General features: G+C 71.3%; 18 protein-coding genes and 1 tRNA gene. 6 read left to right on the top strand and 13 right to left on the bottom strand.

What is annotated here, in order from left to right:
• Nucleotides 1-152: 152 nt before the first annotated feature.
• Together ABD883_RS07880 and dinB are read right to left on the bottom strand one after the other, a co-directional pair.
• Entirely contained in the window at nt 153-575 is a 423-nt protein-coding gene (locus tag ABD883_RS07880) for a DUF3040 domain-containing protein (RefSeq protein WP_137319965.1), read from the bottom strand.
• Nucleotides 576-683: 108 nt separating this feature from the next.
• Nucleotides 684-1,925, bottom strand: coding sequence for a DNA polymerase IV (gene dinB / locus ABD883_RS07875; RefSeq protein WP_137319966.1), 1,242 nt, complete (start codon nt 1,923-1,925; stop codon nt 684-686).
• A gap of 28 nt (nt 1,926-1,953) precedes the next feature.
• Here dinB and ABD883_RS07870 point away from each other — a divergent pair, with 28 nt between their 5' ends.
• Nucleotides 1,954-2,526: a hypothetical protein gene (locus ABD883_RS07870; protein WP_345031209.1), complete on the top strand. Its 573-nt coding sequence runs from the start codon at nt 1,954-1,956 to the stop codon at nt 2,524-2,526.
• Nucleotides 2,523-3,602 (top strand): polyprenyl synthetase family protein, encoded by a 1,080-nt coding sequence (locus ABD883_RS07865; protein WP_345031207.1) that lies wholly within the window; start codon nt 2,523-2,525, stop codon nt 3,600-3,602. The genes ABD883_RS07870 and ABD883_RS07865 overlap by 4 nt, the downstream gene beginning before the upstream one ends.
• Before the next feature lie 102 nt (nt 3,603-3,704).
• On the opposite strand, the gene ABD883_RS07860 is transcribed toward ABD883_RS07865, so the two are convergent.
• A complete protein-coding gene (locus ABD883_RS07860; RefSeq protein ID WP_295690179.1) occupies nt 3,705-4,058 on the bottom strand; it encodes an Rv2175c family DNA-binding protein in 354 nt (117 codons plus the stop codon).
• Between the two features lie 124 nt (nt 4,059-4,182).
• Between ABD883_RS07860 and ABD883_RS07855 the strand changes: the two genes are divergently transcribed.
• Both ABD883_RS07855 and ABD883_RS07850 read left to right on the top strand, forming a co-directional pair.
• Nucleotides 4,183-5,349, top strand: coding sequence for a LysM peptidoglycan-binding domain-containing protein (locus ABD883_RS07855; RefSeq protein WP_254668805.1), 1,167 nt, complete (start codon nt 4,183-4,185; stop codon nt 5,347-5,349).
• Complete coding sequence (locus ABD883_RS07850) at nt 5,346-7,280, top strand: protein kinase domain-containing protein (protein WP_137319970.1); 1,935 nt, start codon at nt 5,346-5,348, stop codon at nt 7,278-7,280. Before ABD883_RS07855 ends, ABD883_RS07850 begins: the two co-directional genes overlap by 4 nt.
• A gap of 7 nt (nt 7,281-7,287) precedes the next feature.
• On the opposite strand, the gene ABD883_RS07845 is transcribed toward ABD883_RS07850, so the two are convergent.
• From ABD883_RS07845 to ABD883_RS07805, 9 genes are all read right to left on the bottom strand, one after another.
• Nucleotides 7,288-8,325 (bottom strand): threonine aldolase family protein, encoded by a 1,038-nt coding sequence (locus ABD883_RS07845; protein WP_137319971.1) that lies wholly within the window; start codon nt 8,323-8,325, stop codon nt 7,288-7,290.
• A 94-nt stretch (nt 8,326-8,419) separates the two neighbouring features.
• The gene (locus ABD883_RS07840) at nt 8,420-9,820 is read right to left on the bottom strand and encodes a class II 3-deoxy-7-phosphoheptulonate synthase (protein ID WP_295690188.1); all 1,401 of its coding nucleotides are present in this window, start codon (nt 9,818-9,820) and stop codon (nt 8,420-8,422) included.
• 66 nt (nt 9,821-9,886) lie between these two features.
• Nucleotides 9,887-10,363, bottom strand: a complete 477-nt coding sequence (locus ABD883_RS07835) for a bifunctional nuclease family protein (RefSeq protein WP_137319973.1) — start codon at nt 10,361-10,363, stop codon at nt 9,887-9,889.
• Nucleotides 10,364-10,376: 13 nt separating this feature from the next.
• Nucleotides 10,377-11,363, bottom strand: a complete 987-nt coding sequence (locus ABD883_RS13780; protein WP_425548425.1) for an FHA domain-containing protein — start codon at nt 11,361-11,363, stop codon at nt 10,377-10,379.
• Nucleotides 11,363-11,767 carry a glycine cleavage system protein GcvH gene (gene gcvH, locus ABD883_RS07825; RefSeq protein WP_137319975.1) on the bottom strand — a complete coding sequence of 135 codons (405 nt, stop codon included), beginning with the start codon at nt 11,765-11,767 and terminating at the stop codon, nt 11,363-11,365. The genes ABD883_RS13780 and gcvH overlap by 1 nt, the downstream gene beginning before the upstream one ends.
• Before the next feature lie 239 nt (nt 11,768-12,006).
• Nucleotides 12,007-12,813 (bottom strand): DUF881 domain-containing protein, encoded by an 807-nt coding sequence (locus tag ABD883_RS07820; protein ID WP_345031200.1) that lies wholly within the window; start codon nt 12,811-12,813, stop codon nt 12,007-12,009.
• On the bottom strand, nt 12,810-13,142 hold the full coding sequence (locus ABD883_RS07815; RefSeq protein WP_137319977.1) for a small basic family protein: 333 nt from the start codon (nt 13,140-13,142) through the stop codon (nt 12,810-12,812). The genes ABD883_RS07820 and ABD883_RS07815 overlap by 4 nt, the downstream gene beginning before the upstream one ends.
• A complete protein-coding gene (locus ABD883_RS07810) occupies nt 13,139-14,152 on the bottom strand; it encodes a DUF881 domain-containing protein (RefSeq protein WP_345031197.1) in 1,014 nt (337 codons plus the stop codon). The genes ABD883_RS07815 and ABD883_RS07810 overlap by 4 nt, the downstream gene beginning before the upstream one ends.
• 127 nt (nt 14,153-14,279) lie before the next feature.
• Nucleotides 14,280-14,483 carry a zinc-ribbon domain-containing protein gene (locus ABD883_RS07805; protein ID WP_345031196.1) on the bottom strand — a complete coding sequence of 68 codons (204 nt, stop codon included), beginning with the start codon at nt 14,481-14,483 and terminating at the stop codon, nt 14,280-14,282.
• 107 nt (nt 14,484-14,590) lie between these two features.
• On the opposite strand from ABD883_RS07805, the gene ABD883_RS07800 reads away from it, so the two are divergent.
• Nucleotides 14,591-14,664 (top strand) — tRNA-Pro (locus tag ABD883_RS07800).
• Nucleotides 14,665-14,720: 56 nt separating this feature from the next.
• On the opposite strand, the gene ABD883_RS07795 is transcribed toward ABD883_RS07800, so the two are convergent.
• Nucleotides 14,721-15,470, bottom strand: a complete 750-nt coding sequence (locus tag ABD883_RS07795) for a DDE-type integrase/transposase/recombinase (RefSeq protein WP_175406975.1) — start codon at nt 15,468-15,470, stop codon at nt 14,721-14,723.
• Nucleotides 15,471-15,532: 62 nt separating this feature from the next.
• On the opposite strand from ABD883_RS07795, the gene ABD883_RS07790 reads away from it, so the two are divergent.
• Nucleotides 15,533-15,729: transposase (locus ABD883_RS07790; RefSeq protein ID WP_345031193.1), on the top strand; the 197-nt coding region annotated here is incomplete at its 3' end.

Below are 15,729 nucleotides of genomic sequence, written 5' to 3'. Positions count from 1 at the left end.
GCGGCAGGTCGACGGGTCTCGGCGCGCTCGAGCACAGGCGGCAGGTCGACGGAGTGGCCAGGCGACCAAGGGCACGACGCGGATCGGCCCCGGACGGGTGTCCGGGGCCGATCAGTGTCTGCGCGGTGCTCGGGTCAGGGGGGCGCAGTGGATCATTCGCCGCGGCGGCGCTTGTCCCAGCGGTCCTCGAGGCGATCCATGAAGCCGCCGTTCGCGCCGCCGGCGGCGCTCTTCGCCCTACCCGGCGCACGGGTGGCGGAATCGGCGGCACCGGTGGGCGCCGCGGACGGGGCATCGTTCCCGGCGACCGCCCAATAGCCGCCGAGCACCATGATCGCGAAGCCGATCACCCCGCCGATGACGTTGAAGGGGAGCTCGAAGAGATAGATCGAGGCGACGACCACGGCCGCCCCGGCGATGAGCGCGAGCGCACCGCCGACGAACCGCTTGGCCGAGATCGGCGAGCCGGCTTCGCTGCGCGGCTGCGTGATGTTCTGGGCGAAGCGGGGGTCCTCGCTGCGCAGCTGCTTCTCGAGCTGATCGAGCAGCTGTTGTTCATGGTCCGAAAGCGGCATGCCGGCCCCCTAGTGCACACGCGGAAAACTGAGTATCCCCATCATAGTCCGCCGACGCCGAGTTGGACATCCGGCCGCAGCCATTGGTCCGAATCTCTGACGAACCACTCAGCCTCCCCGGTCGCGCTTCCTCCGCATCAAGGATGCTTGGCTGATCGCTGCGCTCCCGAACCGCTGTCGCACGGCGTCGAGGGCGAGTTCGGCCTCGCGCGGGGAGTGCTCGGGCTCGTCGAGCGTGGACTGGCGCCCGGCGGCGGAGATGTCGACGAGGTCGGCGGCCCGCAGCCCGAGCAGCCGCACCGGCTGCGCGTGCGCCTCGCGGAGCCGGTGGAGGGCCGGCAGCAGCGCCTCGTGGAGCTCGGCGGCGACGTCGGACGGGGCGGCGAGCGTGACCGAGCGGGAGAAGGTGGTGAAGTCCGCCAGCCGGTACTTGAGCCCGACGACCGCCGCCGCCTTGCCCTCGCCGCGCAGGCGGGAGGCCACGGTGTCGGCGAGCCGGAGCAGCTCGAGCTCGAGCACAGCGGGGTCCGCGACGTCGTGCGGGAAGGTGTGCTCGCCGCTGATCGTGTGGTCCCGCGCGGAGCTGTGGACCGTGCGCCCGTCGCGGCCGTGGGCGTAGCCGTGGAGCGTGATCCCCGCGGAGCCGAGGATGCGCTGCAGCCAGGCGGGGTCGGCATCGGCGAGCTGGGCGATCTGCCGGATGCCGTAGCGGGCGAGCACCGACTGCGTGCGGGCACCCACCCCGGGCAGCGCCTCGACCGGCATCGGGCGGAGGAAGTCGGCGACCTCGGCGACGGGGACGACGAGCAGACCGTCGGGCTTGGCCCGGGCCGAGGCGAGCTTCGCCACCACCATGCTGTCGGCCGCACCGATCGACGCGGCCAGTCCGGTGCGCTCCCGGATCGCTGCCCGCAGGTCCGCGGCGATGCGCGCGGGGCGGCCGAGCCGGCGCAGCGCGGAGCTCACATCGAGGTAGCCCTCGTCGACGCTGACCTGCGCGTAGTCCTCGGTGACCGTGGACACGACCTCGAACACCTGGCGGGAGAACGCGCCGTAGCGGCCCTTGGAGGGCGGGATCACCGTGGCGTGCGGGCACAGAGCGACCGCCCGGGACATCGGCATCGCCGCGTGGACGCCGTACTCGCGGGCCTCGTAGCTCGCCGACACCACGACCCCGCGGCCGCTGCGACCGCCGACGATGACTGCGGTGCCGATGAGCTCGGGGCGCTCGAGGAGCTCGACGGACACGAAGAAGGCGTCCATGTCGAGGTGGAGGATCGTGCACCCGGTGTCGTCGGTGCCGAGGGCGGCGAGGTCCCCGCCGGAGCGCGACAGCTGCTTTCGACTCATCTCACCCCTGCCCGGTAAACTCGAGAGCATGATACATCGCATCGCGCTCATGGGCGCCGGACTCGCGACCGCTGCGGCGCTGACCGCCTGCACCGCTCCGGACCCCGTCACGGAGGAGTCCTCTCCCGCGGCGGCCGAGTCCGCCGAGCCGACCGAGGAGGAGCGGACCCCCGGTGTGATGACCACCCAGGGTGCCCTGCTGCCCGATTTCCCGGCCGCGATCGAGCAGCTCCCCGACAGCGAGATCATCTCCTCCTCGCTCGGCACCGTCGACGCCGGGGAGGCCGGACAGTCCGCAGATGCATCCGCCCCGGCCGAGGGCGAGGAGGCCCCCGAGGGCGAGGAGGCGCCGGCCGAGCATGTCAACGCGGCGCTCGTCATGCGCACCGACATGTCCGAGGAGGACATCCTGTCCTTCTACACCGAGTCCCTCGAGGGCCACGGCTTCGCCGCGGTCGGCGAGGCCGGGTCGAAGGACGGCGTGACCACGCAGGCGTTCCACGCCGAGGGCGACGCGCAGACCGTGTCCGTCTCGATCGGCCCCGACCCCGACGACGAGGCGAAGCGCCTCGTGACCGTCGGCGGCGTGGTCGCTCCGTGAGCCGGCTCACCCCACCGGCCGCCGTCATCGAGCGGGTCGACGCCGCGCTCGCCGAGTCACTGAGCGCCGCAGCGGACTCCTTCGCCGCGATCTCACCGAGCGCCGCGGAGCTCATCGACCCGATCCGCGAGTTCACCGCGAAGGGCAAGCGGATCCGCGCGCTCATCACCTGGTGGGGCTTCGAGCTCGGCGGCGGCGACGCGGCTGCGGAGCCCGGCATCGCCCGGGTCGCCGCGTCCGTCGAGCTGCTCCATGCCGCAGCCCTCATCCACGACGACATCATCGACGACTCCGACACCCGCCGCGGGCGTCCGGCCGTCCATGCCGCGCACCGCACCGCGCACGCCGAGCGCGGCTGGGCCGGTGACGCCGCCCTCTACGGCACCGGCGCCGGGATCATCGCCGGCGACCTGTGCCTGTCGCTGAGCGAGGAGATCTACAGCTCCGCCGGGCTCTCCCGGCTCGCGGAGCCCGAGGCCGTCCGCCGGCACGACGACTTCCGCCGCGAGGTCATGGTCGGCCAGTTCCTCGACATCCGGCTCCAGGCCGCACCGGTGGAGCCCGCGGACCTCATCGATCGCGCCCGCGAGGTGCTCACCTACAAGTCCGCGAAGTACTCCGTCGAGCACCCGCTCCTGCTCGGTGCCGCGCTCGGCGGCGCGGACGAGGACCAGCTCGCCGCGCTCGCAGAGTTCGGGCTGCCGCTCGGGCGCGCCTTCCAGCTCCGCGACGACGAGCTCGGCGTGTTCGGGGACCCGCAGGTCACCGGCAAGCCCGCCGGGGACGACCTGCGCCAGGGCAAGAAGACCGTGCTCGTCGGCTCCGCCCTCACCCGCCTCGATCCGGACACCGCCGCCTGGTTCGCCGAGCGCCTCGGCGCCGCGGACCTCACCGACGCGGAGATCGGCCGGATGGAGGAGCTGCTGATCTCGACCGGCGCGCTCGCCGCGTTCGAGGAGCAGATCGATGCGGAGACCACCCGCGCGGAGTCCGCGCTCGCCGAGCTCCCGCTCGCCGCGACGGACCGCGCGCTGCTCGAGGCGTACATCCTCCGGCTCACCCGCCGCGCCGCCTGACGCCGGCTCCGCGACGCCGATCGCGACGGCTCGGTGAGCGCGGCGCAGCTCAGCAGTCCGGGGGTCGAGTCAGCCGGGTGGATCAGCTGGCCGGGAGCCGGATCAGAAGGCCAGGGCCTGGGCGCGGCGGCGCACCTCGCCCTTGTTGTTCGCCCGGAGCAGGTCGATCGGCCGCCCGGGCAGCGTGTCGTCGGGGTTGAAGAGCCAGGCGATCGCCGCCTCGGCGTCGTAGCCTGCATCCTCGAGGAGGATGAGGGTGCCCTTGAGCGCCGGGACGGGTGCCTCGCCGTCGATGAAGAGGGTCGGCACCCGGAACACCATCGGGTCTCCGTGCTTGAATCCGGCGATCGCCCGGTCCTCGACCCAGCGCCGCACCTTCGAGATGCCGACGCCGGTGTCCTCGGCGATATCGGGCAGGGTCGTCCATTCCTCTACGAGGGTCTCTGCTGTGCTCACCCGTCCAGGGTACTGCCCGACACGCCGGGCGCGCACGCTCACCCGATTCTGCGCCGTCTCCTCGCTAGGCTGGTCATGACTCCATCCGCAGCTTGTCTTCCCCCTATGAACTGCAGGTCATCGCATGAGCACTCCAGCGACGCGTCCCGCCTCACCGCGGGCCCGACGGGCGTACAGCACTGCCGCCGCGTCCGCGCCCCTCATGGTCGCCGCCCTGCTCGCGGGCACCGCCCCCGCTCAGGCCGCGCACCCCGATGCCCCCGGCTCCCCGCTGCAGCCGGATTCCCGTCCTGCCCCGGCTCCCGGTCCCACCGCACCGCTCGAGGCGGCCGCCGCACCCGTCACCGAGGCTCCCCAGCTGCCCTTCGTCGTCGACGGACCCGGCTTCACCTCGGGCACCACGACCGCCGCGGTCCCGGTGTCCCACGGCGGGCGCACCTACCAGGTGCGGACCGGGGACACGGTGATCTCCATCGCCGCGAAGCACGGGGTGTCCGCCCCCGCCCTGCTCGAGCTCAACCGCCTGCGCGGGAAGGCGGGCGTCCGCCCCGGCCAGGTCCTCTCCCTGCCCGAGCAGGCCTCGGTCCCGGCGCCGGCCGGGCACCGTGTGCGCCCCGGTGATACGCTCGCCGCGATCGCGCACCGGCACGGCACCACCGTCCCGGCGCTCCAGCGGGCGAACGCGATGGGCACCTCGACGGTCCTGCGCACCGGGGAGCTCCTCGCGCTTTCCGGCACCGGCGCATCGAGCCAGCGGCCCTCGCCGCCCGCCGTCATCGACCTCCCCCATCTGCCGCGCGCCTTCGAGGGCCGCGCCTACCCCGCCGCGGTCCACACCGCCGCTCGGATCAACAAACAGACCCTCGCCGCCCGCCCGGCCCCGCACCGGACGGAGATCACCGCGCTCGTCGCCTCGATCGCCCGGCAGCTCGGCGTCGACCCGAGCCTCGCGCTCGCCGTCGCCCAGCAGGAGTCCGGGTTCAATCAGCGCGTCGTGTCCCCGGCGAACGCGATCGGCGTCATGCAGGTCTCGCCGGCCGCCGGGGCCTGGGCGGGACAGCTCGCCGGCCGCGATCTCGACATCCTCGACGCCGCGGACAACATCACCGCCGGCACGGCGATCCTGCGCTGGCTCACCCGCACCGCGGACTCCGAGTCGCAGGCACTCGCGGGCTACTACCAGGGGCTGAGCTCGGTGCAGGAGAACGGACCCTACGCGGACACCCGGCGCTACGTGCGCGCAGTGCAGGTCCAGAAGGACCGATTCAGGACACAGGAGCAGAAATCATGATGGCCCTCCAGGACCCGCTGCTCGGCATCGTGCTCGACGAGCGGTACCGCATCGAGGCGGTCGTCGCCCGCGGCGGCATGGCCATGGTGTACCGCGGCACCGACCTGCGGCTCGACCGCGAGGTCGCGATCAAGGTCATGCACGCCCACCTGCTCAGCGACGACACCTTCGTCGAGCGCTTCAAGCGCGAGGCGATCAACGCCGCGCGCCTCAGCCACCCCAACCTCGTCGCCGTCCACGACCAGGGTCGCGACGGCGACGTCGTCTACCTCGTCATGGAGTACCTCGAGTCGGTGACGCTGCGCAAGGAGCTGGGGCACCGCGGCCGGCTCAGCCCGCGCCAGGCGATCGTCGTCATGGACTCGATCCTCGCAGCGCTCGAGGCTGTCCACGCCGCCGGCATCATCCACCGCGACCTCAAGCCGGACAATGTGCTGCTCGGCACCGACGGCCAGATCAAGCTCGCCGATTTCGGCCTCGCCCGGGCGGTGACGAGCGCGACGACGACGAAGACGCTGATCGGCACGGTCGGCTACGTCGCCCCGGAGCTCGTCACCCGCACGGGAGCCGACGCGCGCACCGACCTCTACACGCTCGGCATCATGTTCTACGAGATGCTCACCGGCTCCCAGCCGTACACCGACGAGGTGCCGATCCAGGTCGCCTACCGTCACGTCCACGATTCGGTGCCCGCCCCCTCGGAATCGCGCGCCGGGATCAGCCCCCTGCTCGACGCGATCGTGCTGTGGGCGACCTCCCGCGAGCCCGACGACCGGCCGGGCGGCGCGAGCGCCCTGCGCACCGCGCTCACCGAGGCGCGGATGTCGCTCTCCGAGGCCGAGCTCGACCTCGCCACCTGCGACGGCGACCCCACCGCCCACTCCCCCGTGCTCACCGCGACGATGGTCATCGACGAGGATCCAGAGCAGCCCGAGCCCAAGGAGCCGCGGGCGCGCACCGACGAGATCCCCTACCTCGCCGACGAGGAGGACGACGACGCGGAGCGGGACGTCGACACCGGAGCCGCACAGGACTCCCGGGTCGCCGCTGCCGGTGCTTCCGCCGGTGCGCACGGGGCGGCGGGTTCCACCGGTCCCGGTCGCACGAAGCGCACCCGGATGCTCGCCGGGTCCGGCGGCGGGCCCCACGGCGGCGCGGGCACCCGTCCGGGCGGTCGCCGCGGGCCGCGCAAGCGGGTCGCCGGAGTGCTCGCCGCCGCTGTCGCGCTCGGCCTCGTGGCCTGGGGCGTGACGCCCACGGAGGAGCCGATGGCAGCGGTGCCCGCCGCGGTCGCCGGCCAGGATCAGCGCGACGCCTCCCGCACCATCACCGATGCCGGGCTCGAGGTCCGCACCCACGAGGTCTTCAACACCGCGGTGCCGGCGGGCAAGGTCGTCGGCACCGAACCGGGGCCGGGCACCGAGCTCGCCCCGGACTCCGTCGTCACCGTGCTCGTGTCGAAGGGCGAGGAGCTGTTCGGCACCCCGGACACCGCCGGCGGCACCGAGGAGGAGGCGCGCACCGCGCTCGAGGAGGCCGGCCTCACCGTCGGCACGGTGTCGCGCGAGCACTCGTCGAGCGTGCCCGACGGCGAAGTCATGTCCCAGTCGGTGGAGGCCGGCGCACAGGTGCCGCCGGGCACCGCGGTCGACCTCGTCGTGTCGAAGGGCGTCGCCCCGGTCACCGTGCCGATCGTCACCGGGCTCGAGTACGACACCGCGTTCGGCAAGCTCACCCGCCTGGGCTTCCTCGTGGCGAAGGAGGAGAAGTACGACGACTCCGTCGAGAAGGGACGCGTGATCTCGCAGTGGCCGCGCGGAGAGAAGGAGGTGGGCCCGGGCGAGCTCGTCATCCTCACCGTGTCGAAGGGCAAGGAGCCCGCCGACGGCGAGAAGAAGGACGAGGCGGAGTCCGAGGAGAAGACGGACTGACTCCGGGTCAGGCGTTCTCGGCGAGGCTGCGGGCGAGGATCTCCCCGGCGCGCCGGGCATCCTCGGCGGACACATCGAGGTGCGTGACGATCCGCACCGAATCCTCGTCCATGACCGACACCCGCACCCCGGCGGCCTCGGTCGCCGCGGCGTAGGCCTGCGCGTCGAGTCCGGTGGGGCCGAGATCGATGAAGACGATGTTCGTGTCCACGGTGTCCGGGTCGACGACGGCCGGGTCGACCTCGGCGATGGCCCGGGCGATCCGGGCCGCGGCCGCGTTGTCCTCGGCCAGTCGCTCGAGGTTGTGCTCGAGCGCCCACAGGCCGGCCGCGGCGAGGATCCCCGCCTGTCGCATGCCCCCGCCGTAGCGCTTGCGGAGCACGCGCGCCTCGGCGATGAGCTCGGCGGAGCCGACGAGCACGCTGCCCACCGGCGCCCCGAGCCCCTTGGACAGGCACAGGGAGACCGAGTCGGCGAGCGCACCGTACTCCCCCAGTCCGACCCCGGTGGCCGCGGCGGCGTTCGCGATCCGCGCGCCGTCGACGTGGACTGCGACCCCGAGCTCGCGGGTGCGCGCGTGCAGGGTACGCAGCTGCTCGATGTCGGCGACCCGACCCCCGCCGAAGTTGTGGCTGTTCTCCACCGAGATCACCGCGGTACCCACCTGGTTGTAGCCGCGCGGGCGGCTCACCATGGACAGCGCCTGCGCGGCATCGAAGGTGCCGTCGGCCGACACCCAGGTGCGGGAGGTGACGCCGGCCAGCGCAGCATGCCCGCCGCACTCGGCGCGCAGGATGTGCGCGCGGTGGTCGGCGAGCACCTCCCAGCCGCGGGGCACCTGCGCGGCGATGCCGAGCATGTTCGTCATCGACCCCGAGGGGCAGAACAGGCCCGCCTCATGGGACAGCAGCCCCGCCACCTGCTCCTCGAGGGCATTGATCGTCGGGTCCTCGCCGTAGACGTCGTCGCCCACCTCGGCCTCGGCCATTGCGCGGCGCATGTCCGGCGTGGGGCGGGTGACGGTGTCGGAGCGCAGATCGATCATCGGGGCCCTCCCGGGGTGTGTGCGGATGCCGTGGGTGCGGGGCGTCGCGGTCGCGGGGGTTCCCCGCCGGTGCGGTGCTCCGGTCCCGGCCTCGTCAGTGCTGGGTCTTCTGGCGGTCGGTGAGGTACTCCGCGACCTGGAAGGCCATCTCGAGGGACTGGTCGTGGTTGAGGCGCGGGTCGACGAGCGTCTCGTAGCGCCGCCGCAGGCCTTCCTCGTCGATCTCGGAGGCCCCGCCGAGCACCTCGGTGACGTCGTCGCCGGTGAGCTCGATGTGGAGGCCGCCGGGGATCGTGCCGGCGTCGTAGTGGGCGTCGAAGAAGCCGGCGACCTCGCCCATGACGTCCTCGAAGCGACGGGTCTTGTAGCCGGTGTTCGAGGTGATGGTGTTGCCGTGCATGGGATCGCACACCCAGGTGACCTGGGGCAGGCGATCGCCGATATCCCCGAGGAGCTTCGGGAGGCGCTCGCGGATGACCTCGGCGCCCATCCGGGTGATGAAGGTCAGGCGGCCGGGCTCGCCCTCGGGGTCGAGCTTGTCGGCCAGCGCGAGCGCGTCGTCCGCGGTGGCGGTGGGTCCGAGCTTGACGCCGATCGGGTTCTTCACCCGCGACAGGAAGTCGACGTGGGCGGAGTCGAGCTGTCGGGTCCGCTCGCCGATCCACAGGAAGTGGCCCGACACGTCGTAGGGGTCGCCGGTGCGGGAGTCGATCCGGGTGAGAGCGCGCTCGTACTCGAGCAGGAGCGCCTCGTGGGCGGAGAAGAACTGGACGGAGCCGATCGCGTCGAAATCGGCTCCGCACGCGTCCATGAACTTGAGCGCGCGATCGATCTCGCGGGCGAGCTGCTCGTAGCGGTGGTAGTTCGGGTTCGAGCCGAGGAAGCCGCGGTTCCACTCGTGGACGAGGCGCAGGTCCGCGAAGCCGCCGGTGGTGAAGGCGCGGATGAGATTGAGCGTCGACGAGGACACGTGGTAGGCGTCGAGCAGCCGGTTCGGGTCGTGACGGCGCGCCTCGGGGGTGAACTCGTGGTCGTTGACGATGTCGCCGCGGTAGGACGGCAGCGTCACACCGTCGCGGGTCTCCATGTCCGAGGACCGCGGTTTGGCGAACTGCCCGGCCATCCGGCCGATCTTGGCGACCGGCAGGGATCCGCCGTAGGTGAGGACGACGGCCATCTGGAGCACCGTCTGCACACGGCGCCGGATGGCGTCGGCGGAGGCGCTGGCGAAGGACTCCGCGCAGTCTCCCCCGGCGAGCACGAAGGCCTCACCGCGGGACGCCTGCGCGATGTGGTCGCGCAGCCGGTCGGCCTCGCCGGCGAAGATCAGGGGCGGCACCTCGCGCAGGCGGTCGAGGACCCCTGCGAGCTCCTCGGCGTCCTGATACGTCGGCTGCTGCAGCGGCTCGAGAGAACGCCAGGCGTCGAGACCGGCGATGGTCTCCTCGCTGGCCTCGGCCTGTCCGGCGGCTTCGTACAGTCGGCTGGTATTCAAGCTCACGGATGTCTCACCTGGTTCGATCGTTGTGATGGGGCGGGCGGGTGCGGGACGTACGGCGGCTCAGGACCGGCCCTCGAAGTCCTCGGGCGACACGTGGTCGAGGAACTCGCGGAACTGCGCGACCTCCTCCTCGTCGGGCGCCGGGGCGTCGATGCCGTTCTCCGCGACGACCTCCTCGGCCGCATAGACCGGGCTGTCGGCGATGAGCGCCATCGCGATCGCGTCCGAGGGGCGCGCCGAGATCGTCTTGCCGGCCTCGGTGCGGAGCTCGGCGAGGAAGGTGTGGTTCTCCCGACCGGTGATCACGACTCGGCTCAGGCTGTCGCCGTGCGCTTCGAGGATGTCGAGCATGAGGTGGTGGCTCAGCGGCCGCGGCGGTGTCAGCCCGCGCTGCACGATCCCGATCGCGTTGGCCTCGGCGGCGCCGATCCAGATCGGCAGGAAGCGGGGCAGGTTCACCGCCTTGAGCAGGAGGATGGGCTGGTTGGCAGGGAGCTCGATGCGCACCCCGACGACCTCGACTTCGACAGCGGCCATGGACAGCCCCGCCTCAGGCGGTCCGCGGTCGCTGCTGGAAGATCATCCGGAACTTGCCGATCTGCACGTCGGCACCGTTCTGCAGCTCCACGGAGTCGATGAGCTGACGGCCCACGTAGGTGCCGTTGAGCGAACCGGTGTCGCGCAGGGTGAATCCGGCAGGGGTGCGGACGAACTCCGCGTGCTTGCGCGACACGGTGACGTCGTCGAGGAAGATGTCGGCGTTCGGGCTGCGCCCGACGGTGACGACATCGGTGTCGAGGAGGATCTGGGCACCGGCGTCCGGGCCGGAGACCACGACGAGCAGCGCATCGGAATCCTGCAGGTGCGCGAGGTCCGGGACCGGGTGGATCTCACCGGTGTGCGGGTCGAGGAACCCCTGGAACTGCTGCGACTGGGGCTGCGAGTCCGCGGGCGCGGCCCGGCCGGAGTCGGTCTGGTGGTCCTGCAGTCCCCCGGCGGCGCCGTAGGGCTGGCCCTGGGAGCCGTACTGTCCCTGGTCCTGGGGCTGCTGCCACTGACCCTGGTCGCCGTAGGGCTGGCCCTGCGAACCGTACTGGCCCTGATCCTGCTGCTGCCACTGGCCGTGCTGCGGCGCCGGTGCACCGATGGGCTGACCGTAGGGCTGCCCCTGGGAGCCGTACGGCTGCTGTGCGCCGTACTGTCCCTGGTCCTGGGGCTGCTGCCACTGCTCCTGGTGCACGGGGGCCTGCTGCCGGCCGTAGGGCTGTCCCTGCGAGCCGTACTGTCCCTGGTCCTGCGGCTGCTGCCACTGACCGTGCTGCGGCGCGGAACCGGCCTGGGCGTGCGGATCGGGCGCGACAGGGGCGTGGTTCTGCGTCGGCGGCTGCGCGCCGCCGTCGGCCTCACCCTGCGGACCGGGCTGCTCGCCCTGGTCCCCGAACGGGAAGGTCTTCGGAGCCCGCTCCTCGTCGGTGCCGCCGTACCAGGGGGCCTGCGGGACTCCGGAGTCGTTCCGGGGGTCGTGCTGCTGGGACATCAGGCTCCCTCGCTTTCCACTTCCTGGCTGTACGTGTCTGCATCCATGAGCGCGTCCGCCTCGGCGGGGCTGCTCATCCTCACCTCGAAGAGCCAGCCGGCGCCGTAGGGGTCGGAGTTGACGGTCTCCGGGGTCTCGACGACCTCGTCGTTGACCGTGACGACCTCTCCGCTGACAGGGGCGACGACGTTGGACACACTCTTCGTGCTCTCGATCTCCCCGCAGGTCTCATCTGCGGTGATGGTGTCACCGACGGCAGGCAGGTCGACGAACACGACGTCTCCCAGGGAGTCCTGGGCGAAATCGCTGATCCCGACTCGGACGACGGCGTCCTGCCCCGTACCGGCGACCCATTCGTGATCGCGCGAGTACTTGAGGTCGGCCGGGAAGTCCAACTGAGCCATGTCATCTCCTGCGTCGTGTGGTGGTGCCACCAGCATAGCCGTTCGCCCACCTCAGGTAACATTCGGGCGACGAATTCGTCACACACCTTATCCGGGTGCTGTTCCGCGGTCGAGCGGGGCGCCGCACCCCTGCTCGGAGGCCGCTCGCCCGCCGGTCCCGGCTGCGCACCTGACCAGCCATGATGCGGGCGTCGGTTCACGCACCTCCGGGTTCGGATCGCTCCGCGCACCGCCCCTGTTCAGCCCCCGTCGCCATCGTCGCCGTCCTCACCCTCGGCCGGGGCGACCACGCTGTCGATGTCCACCGCATCATGCGTCTCCACGGTGAACGTGCCCCCGCGCTGCTCGATCGTATCGGCAACGCCGCCGGGGATCCGCATCGCCGTGGCCATGGTGTCCGGCTCGCCGATCGCGGTGATGGTGATCGGTCGGCTGAGATCCGCGCCGGCGACGCGCAGCCTGCCGTCCTCGGACTCGGTGAAGTAGGTGTCGACGACCACCCGGGTGCCGTTGATGTCGATCGCCTCGGCCCCGGCATCGCGCAGCTCCTGGACGAAGGTGACGAGGTTCGCCGCGGTGACGACGCCTGCGGAGCCGTCGATCGTGGCGACGATGCCCGGCCCGGTGACGGCGACGGTGCCGGCGAGGATCGACAGTGCCTCGACCCGGTCGCGCGCCTGCTGCCGGGCGGCCTCGCGCTGATTAGAACCGGATTCGAGCTCCTGCTCGTCCCGGCTCAGCTGGGAGGCCTCCGACTCGAGCCGGGCGTTGCGGTCGTCGATGTCGTCGAGCACCCGGACGAGCTCGGTCTCCGAGAGCTGGCTGAGGCCGGATTCCTCGGTCTGCTGGATCTGGGCGACGAATGCGAAGCCGAGCAGCGCGCAGAGCACTCCGGCGAGCGCCTGGGAGCGCCAGGAGGAGAGACCGAGGGCGGAGCGCAGCCTCTCCCAGGCCTGCTCCCGGGTGCCGGCGTGCTCCGGCTCCGGGTTGGGCCCGGGCGGACCGGACTCCGGTCGCTCCCGCGGATCGAGGTCGCCGGTGCTCATGCCTTGAACAGCTGTCTGCGGATGGCCGCGGCGTTGGTGAAGATGCGGATGCCGAGGACCACGACGACGCCGGTGGATAGCTGCGAGCCGACTCCGAGCTTGTCGCCGATGAACACGATGAGCGCGGCGACGAGGGAGTTGGAGAAGAAGGAGATGACGAAGACGCGGTCGTCGAAGTTCCCGCTGAGCACTGCCCGCAGGCCACCGGCGAGCGCGTCGAGCGCGGCGACCACGGCGATCGGGAGGTAGGGCTGGATGACGGCGGGGACGGCCGGGTCGAGGATGATCCCGAGCCCGATCCCGATGACGAGTCCGATGATGGCGATCACAGAATGGCCTCCGGTCCGGGGTCGGTGCGTTCGGCGAAGCGCGGGGCGGAGACCTCGGCCGCGGGCAGGGTGCGCTCCTCGCGGGAGATCTGCGAGCCGATCCCGTATTCGGTCCGGATCGTCGTGAGGTAGTCGGCGGCGGGCGCGGCGAGGAACCGGTCGCCGAGCTCCTCGTCGCCGATCGCGACGACCTCGTAGGGCGGTTCGAGCGGATCGAAATTCACGAGGATCGCGCTGCCGGCCGAGCGGATGGCCGAGGCCGAGGTGAGCCGGTGGCCGTTGATCGCGATGCCCTGCGCACCGACGGCGTTCAACCCGTTGACGACGGTCTGCAGGTCGATGTCCTGCACCCGGTTCTCCGCGGCGGTGGTCTGCCGGGGGTCGTCCTCGGCCTCGGCCCGGTCCTGGTCACGCAGGGTGATGATCGTGCCGGGGCCGGTGAGCTCCTCGGCGCCGGCAGTGCGGGCGAGCGCGTCGAGCTCGCGGCTCTGCTCCTCGGTCAGCGCCGAGCGCTGAGCGGAGGCGAGCGCAGCCGTGCGCTCCTCGATGTCGGAGGCGAGCCGCTCGTTGTCCTGCTGCCGGGACTCGATCTGCCCGGCGAGGAAATCGGCGGTGCCCCGCTCCCCGTCCTCGGTGCGGGTGAGCTGGACGACCGCGACGGTGAAGGTCAGCCCGAGCACGACGGCGACAGCGCCGAACATCATCCGCGAGCCGGTGGTGCGGGGCACCTTCTTGCTCGCCGCGATCTCGTAGTCGGGCTCCGGAGTGCGGTTCCACAGGGATTCGAGCAGGGATTCGGAGAACGAGGTGCGGGGCCGGTCGGATTCGCGCGAGGAGATGCGGCGCTCGGCGAAGCGGCGGGCGCGCGCCGGATCGGAGCGGCGAGTGCGGGAGCGGCGGCTGCGGCGGGTGTCGGAGGCGGCGAGGGCGGCGCGCCTCTCGGAGATCGGCGGCTCCCGGTCGGAGCCTTCTGCGCGTGCTCGGGGGTCCTCGGAGTGCTCGTCCGCCACGCGCCCCTCCTCGTCTCGTCCGTCCCGATGCCGCGTCGATTCCCCATCGTGGCATATCCGGGCCGGTGTCGCACTCAGTCCAGGAGCGCGGACCGGCGGGGTCCGTGCGGATCACGCTGCGGGTGGGTCACACCTCGATCAAGGCGGTGCAGATGCCGCAGGTCTCGAACTCGCGGCGGCCCCAGCGCGCGATAGGGATGAAGAAGAGGGTGAACCGGGAGAACTCGCGCATCCGGTTCCACCGGGTGGTGTTGTGGCAGCGCGGGCAGTCGCGCAGCGCGCCGGGGCCCTGGGGTCTCTGCCGCTTGCCGAAACCGAAGATGACGAACATCGGGCCAGTCTACGCGTCACCGGCCCGCGGGGTGCCGGCCGTTTTTGCCCGCACGGCGGGCGGGGTATAAGGTTGTCCAGGATCGTTTCGCCGCAGGGCGGACCAATCGGGCTATGGCGCAGCTTGGTAGCGCGCTTGACTGGGGGTCAAGAGGTCGTGGGTTCGAATCCCGCTAGCCCGACAGTGTGATGTCTCAGTACATCGGAAACACCCCGAACCCATGGTTCGGGGTGTTTTTCATTGCTTCTGGTAACGGCGTGTGGGGTCCAGGGTGAGGTCGCGGATGACTTCTCCGGTGGTCTTGTCCACGATCGTGATGTGGCGGTCTTTGATGATGAGGACGACGCGGGTTCGGGCGTGGGTTCGGCCGACGCCGATGGAGTACATGCGGGAGTCGTAGCGGAGGCTGACTTTCCCGGTTCTGTCGATCCGGTCGTGGCGGTAGCGGGTAGTGTCGGCCGGCAGTGGTGAGGGCGTGTCCTTGGGTTTGCTGATGTAGGCGGCGTAGGGGGTGGTCTTCTTCGCGCTCTGAACGCGCTGGGTGTTGTAGATGGTGGCGAACGCGTTGAGTCGGGTGTTGAGCTCTGCGATCGTGGTGGCCGGTTCGGTGGCGGCGAGCCATTTCTTCATCGTCTGTTGGAAGCGTTCGACTTTCCCTTGGGTCTGGGGGTGGTTGCCGGTGCCGTTGCGCTGTTCGATGTCGTGGGCGCGCAGGTGTTTCTCGAAGCGGTTGATGTCGCCGCGGTAGCGGGCGGTGTAGACGAGTCCGTTGTCGGTCAGGGTGGCTGCCGGGAGGCCGTGGCTGCTGGTGGTGCGGGTGAATGTGGATACCACGGTGTTGACGGTGATGCGCGGGTGGGCGGAGATGTGCAGCGCGTAGCGGGAGTAGTCATCGAGCCAGGTGATGACTTCGACGTCGGTGTCGTCGGCGAGTCGGACGTGGGTGAAGTCTGATTGCCAGCAGCCGGTTGCGTCGCCTGAGCTCACGCAGTGTCGCGCGTCAGATTTAGTGGCAGGGCCGTTATGTAGGTCCTGAAGGAGAGTCAGACATGGGTAGACCACCCTCGATTCCGGCGGAGAAGAAGACCCGGATAGTGCTGAGCGTGCTGGCCGGCGAGATGTCCATCGCCGAAGCGGCACGCAAGGAGAAAGTCAGTGAGCATTCCATCGGACGGTGGAAGGCCGAGTTCCTGGAAGCCGGCAAGACCGCCCTGGCGGCCGGCAGGTCCGGACCATCCTCCCGAGA

It is taken from the genome of Brevibacterium pityocampae (assembly GCF_039541555.1).
In the GTDB taxonomy this organism is placed as follows: Bacteria; Actinomycetota; Actinomycetes; order Actinomycetales; family Brevibacteriaceae; genus Brevibacterium; species Brevibacterium pityocampae.
This window is presented reverse-complemented; position numbering and strand designations above follow the sequence as displayed.